This is a genomic window from Bradyrhizobium sp. (assembly GCF_049798375.1).
Taxonomy (GTDB): Bacteria; Pseudomonadota; Alphaproteobacteria; order Rhizobiales; family Xanthobacteraceae; genus Bradyrhizobium.
This window is the reverse complement of sequence record NZ_JBARGP010000255.1, coordinates 1-4,575: the sequence shown is the minus strand read 5'-3', so window position 1 is coordinate 4,575 and position 4,575 is coordinate 1. Positions and strand designations below refer to the sequence as shown.

The following is a 4,575-nucleotide window of genomic DNA, read 5'->3' as shown; positions in this document are numbered from 1 at the left end:
CTCGCACGCAGCGTCGGGCTCGACGTGGCCGCCGCGCCGGTCGGCCACAGGATCCGCGTCGGCCGGCGCAATGCGCGGCCCGGCGAGACCGAGCAGTTCCTGGCCGCGTTGGTGCGCGCCAACCGCGCCATCGATGAGGCCGCGCGCGGCCGGCTTGATACCTCGTGTGCAGCGGCGCTGCCGAAGGATCTCGGCGACTGGACCAGCACCGCGGAATTCGAACTCGGCGCCGGCGCCACGGGCAAGGACCTCAACGAGCTCTCCGCGATGGACAAGGCCCACGCGCAGGACCGCAATGCGGCGCTGATGTGCCGCCAGGGGCTGGGCACGCTGGTCAGCAAGCTCGGCGAGCAGTTGCCTCTGGCGCTGTCGACACCTGCGACTCGGATCGTCTGGACCAATCGCGACATCAGCGTGGAAACCCCCTCTGGGCGGATCGCGACACGCGCGATCATCCTGACAGTCTCCACCAATGTGCTGACATCGGGTGTGATCAAGTTCACGCCCGAACTGCCGAAGCGGCAGCTCGACGCCGCCGGCAAGCTCAGCCTCGGCAGCTATGATCGGATCGCGCTGCAATTCACCGGCAATCCGCTCGGCTTGTCGCGCGACGAGGTCTTCATCGAGCAGAGCAATTCGGCGCGCACCGGTTTGCTGTTCGCCAATATCGGCGGCTCGTCGCTGTGCACGGTCGATGTCGGCGGCGCATTCGGCCGCGATCTCACAGCGAAGGGCGAAGCGGCGATGGTCGCCTTTGCCAAGGAGTGGCTGACCAACCTGTTCGGCGGCGACGTGGTCGCAGCAATCGAGAAGACCAGCGCCACCCGCTGGAACAGCGCGCCGAGCATCCTGGGTGCGATGTCGGCGGCAGCGCCGGGCGGGCAGGGCTCGCGCAAGATCCTGACCGAGCCGCTGGGGCCGCTGTTTCTCGCCGGCGAAGCCACCCATGAGACGCTGTGGGGCACCGTGGATGGCGCCTGGGAGTCCGGTGAGCGCGCCGCCGACGCGGCGCTGCATCGCATCGGCGCGCTCAAGCAGCCAGAGCCGCTGGAAGCACCGGAGCGGCCGCGGCCGCACCGGCGTAGAGCGAGGACAGCCTCGCCGCTGTATTAAGATCGCGCGAGGTTGGCGGCTTACACCGGCAGCTTGAGCTCCATCAAATCCTTCGCGACGATGATGCGGCCGGAAAAATTCTTCTTCACATCGCGCGTCCAGTCGTCATCGGTGACGGTGGGATCGTCGCCCGGCACGAAATGGCTCAGCACCAGGGTCTTCACACCGGCTGCAGCGGCAATACGTCCGACATCCTCGGTCGTGGTGTGGCTGGCCATCAAGTGCTTCTTCAAGGTCGCGCCGTTCTTGGTCTTGAGCACGAGGCGATCGACGGCCGGCACGTAGAGGCATTCGTGCACCAGCACGTCGGCTCCCTCAGCGAACTCGGCGAGCTTCGGGTTGTAGCAAGTGTCCGAGGAGAACACGATCACGCCATCCGGCGTCTCGAACTTGTAGGCGAAGTTATCCATGATTGGCGGATGCGGCGTACGGAACGCGGTGACGGTGACGTCTGCTGTCTTCAGCACGACGCCATTGGCATCGATGTCTTTCGCAACCAGCAGCGGGCGCGGATCGGGCCGGCCTTCATCTTCGATGCGGGTCTCGACATCGAACTTGTTCAATTCCCAATAGGCCTTGGTCATCGCCTCGATTCCCTTCGGGCCGAAGGAATGGATCGGCGTCGACAGGCCCGCCGCCCAGGCATTGTAGAACACGTTGCCATATTCCAAATTGTGATCGGAATGGTGGTGGCTGATGAAGATGTATTTCAACGACGGGATCGGCACACCGGCGGCGACGAGCTGATGACTGACGCCCATGCCGCAGTCGATCAGATAGGGGGTGTCATTCACCACCACGAGATTGGCCGGATTGGAGGCGCCGTTGCCGACACGCGGGCCGCCCTTGGTGCCGAGAAAGACGATGCGCGTGCGTGGCTTGGCGCTCGACTGCGCGAACACGGATGGCGCGGCGGCCAAGGCGGCGGCACCGGCTGTGAATTTGAAGAGATCGCGACGGTGAATCATGTTTGTTCCTCGGCCGAAGTTTGCGGCTGAAGCAAACTAGCCGCGGCCGAGGACACCGTCGAGTGCGGGCAGGCCGAAGATGACCGACATTGCGATCAATGCATAACAAATGGTGCGAAACACGGTCTCGCTGGCGCGGCCGAACAGCGAGGCGCCGAATGCGACGCCGAGTGCATAAATCGGTCCGATCAGCAGCGACAGCTTGAGCGAGTCAAACGTGATCAGTCCACCTAAGGCGTAGCTCACCACCGAGAAGACATCCGACGCGCCGAAGAACAGCAGAATGTTGGCGCGCGCGATCTTCGAAGGGATCGGCCGGCCCAGTTGATAGCCGACGATCGGCGGGCCGCCGGTCTGCGCAAGCCCGCTGCAGAAGCCTGAAAGGCTGCCGACGGCAAGCGACAGTGCCGTGTAATCCTTGCCATGATAGCGCCAGCCGGAGAGCAGCAACATCAACAATCCAGTGACGAATCCGGAGATGATCCAGCGCGTGGTGATGGGATCGAGCTGCTTGAGGAAATAGGTCCCGATCGGCACGCCGACTAATGCACCGGCGACGATCACCGCAGTTGCCTTGCGGTCTGCCTCTTTCCAGGCATTGGGAACCAGCGGCGCAGCCGCGATGAAATCAATGACGAGCAGCAGCGCGGCCACCAGCCGTGGTCCCGCGACGCTGCTGGCGAGCGGCATGAAGATCAGCGCCGAGCCGAAGCCGGAGAAGCCGCGTGCCGTTGCGGCGAGGAATGCGATCGCGCACAGCGCGATCGCGGCAGACAGGCCGACATCGGCAGGGATGAGGCCCGACAGGCTCATCCCCGCAACGCGCCGCCGGTCTTCTTCGCAACTTCGGCGGTGATCCTGACGGCGACGGAATCGATCTCCTCATCCGTCATCGTCTTCTCGCGCGGCTGCAGGGTCACCGCGATCGCGATCGACTTCTTGCCGTCCTCGATGCCCTTGCCCTCATAGAGGTCGAACACCGAGACATCCGTGATCAGCTTCTTGTCGATGCCCTGCGCGGCGCGGACGATGTCGCCGGCCTTGACGTTACGATCGACGATGAAGGCAAAATCGCGCGACACCGGTTGGAAGGCGGAGAGCTCGAGCACGGGCTTGGCGCGGGTCGGCTTCTGCTTCGCAGCCGGAATGCGGTCGAGGATCACTTCGAATGCGACCAGCGGTCCATCGGCGCGCAATGTTTCCAGTATGCGCGGATGAATCTCGCCGAAAGTGCCCAGCACATTCTGCGGTCCCATCTGGATGGTGCCGGAACGTCCGGGATGCAGCCAGGCCGGTCCGCCGGCAACGATCTGCAGCGAGGCCATCGGCGCGCCGGCGGCTGCCAGGACAGCGAAAGCGTCGGCCTTGGCATCGAATGCGGTCGCGGCCTGCGAGCCGCTCCAGTGCCGTCCCAGTCCCTTTGCCGTCGCGATGCCGTGGCGGACGCCGCTGGCAGCGATGAACTGATCTTCCGGCCGGTCGCCCTTGAAGATCTGGCCGACCTCGAAGATCGCGGCATCACCGATGCCGCGATCGACATTGGCCTGCGCGGTGGCGACCAGCCCGGGCAGCAGGCTCGGCCGCATGTCGGTGAGCTCGGCGGCGATCGGATTTGCGAGCACGAGCTCAGGCTTGCCGCCGCCGAACAATTCGGCCGCCTGCTTGGTGATGAACGACCAGGTCACCGCCTCGACCATGCCGCGCGCCGCCAGCGCGCGCTTGGCGCGGCGGGTGCGCAGCTGGATCGGTGTCAGCACCGGCTTGCGCGGCGCATCGCCACGCTCGAACGGCGTCATCGGCACCTTGTCGACGCCGACCATGCGCACGATTTCCTCGACGATGTCGGGCTTGCCGTACACGTCGGTGCGCCATGAGGGGACCGCAATCTTCACAACCTGACCGCTGCCCGCCAGCATGAAGCCGAGGTGGCTGAGGATGCGCTTGACCTCGACCAGCGGCACCTCGATGCCGGCGAGCCGCTTCACCTCGGTCAGCGGGAAATCGATTACGCGCTCGTCGCCAAAGGGATTGCCGACGACGATGTTCTCTGACGGCGAGCCGCCGCACAATTCCATCACCAGCCGGGTGGCCATCTCCAGGCCCGGCACCGCGAAGGCTGGATCGACGCCGCGCTCGAAGCGGTAGCGTGCATCCGAATTGATGCCGAGCTTGCGGCCGGTCTGCGCGATGTTGATCTCGTTCCACAGCGCCGATTCGATCAGCACGTCGGTGGTGTTCTCATCGCAGCCTGAGGCTTCGCCGCCCATGATGCCGGCGAGCGATTCGACGCCGTGATCGTCCGCGATCACGCAGACGCCGCTGTCGAGCGTGTAGGTGCGGCCATCGAGCGCGAGCAGGGTCTCGCCGTCGCGGGCGCGGCGCACGACCAGATTGCCCGTCACCTTGCTGGCGTCGAACACGTGCAGCGGACGCGCGCGGTCATAGGTCATGAAATTGGTGATATCGACCAGCGCGTTGATTGGGCGCAACCCGA

General features: G+C 65.1%; 4 protein-coding genes. 1 reads left to right on the top strand and 3 read right to left on the bottom strand.

Annotated features, from left to right (window positions below):
* Positions 1-1,113 (top strand): flavin monoamine oxidase family protein (locus WA702_RS10860; RefSeq protein ID WP_425110518.1); only part of this gene is annotated, 1,113 nt, incomplete at its 5' end.
* Between the two features lie 20 nt (positions 1,114-1,133).
* Here WA702_RS10860 and WA702_RS10855 read toward each other — a convergent pair.
* The 3 genes from WA702_RS10855 to pheT all read right to left on the bottom strand — a co-directional run.
* Positions 1,134-2,081 (bottom strand): MBL fold metallo-hydrolase, encoded by a 948-nt coding sequence (locus WA702_RS10855; RefSeq protein WP_425110517.1) that lies wholly within the window; start codon positions 2,079-2,081, stop codon positions 1,134-1,136.
* A gap of 36 nt (positions 2,082-2,117) precedes the next feature.
* Positions 2,118-2,894, bottom strand: coding sequence for a sulfite exporter TauE/SafE family protein (locus WA702_RS10850; protein ID WP_425110516.1), 777 nt, complete (start codon positions 2,892-2,894; stop codon positions 2,118-2,120).
* Positions 2,891-4,575, bottom strand: a 1,685-nt coding sequence (pheT, locus tag WA702_RS10845; protein ID WP_425110515.1) for a phenylalanine--tRNA ligase subunit beta, incomplete at its 5' end; no start/stop codon positions are given. The genes pheT and WA702_RS10850, both read right to left, overlap by 4 nt.

Excerpts from the sequence above, each read along its gene's own strand:
- WA702_RS10855 (WP_425110517.1), bottom strand. The coding sequence starts at position 2,081 with ATGATTCACCGTCGCGATCTCTTCAAATTCACAGCCGGTGCCGCCGCC.
- WA702_RS10850 (WP_425110516.1), bottom strand. The coding sequence starts at position 2,894 with ATGAGCCTGTCGGGCCTCATCCCTGCCGATGTCGGCCTGTCTGCCGCG.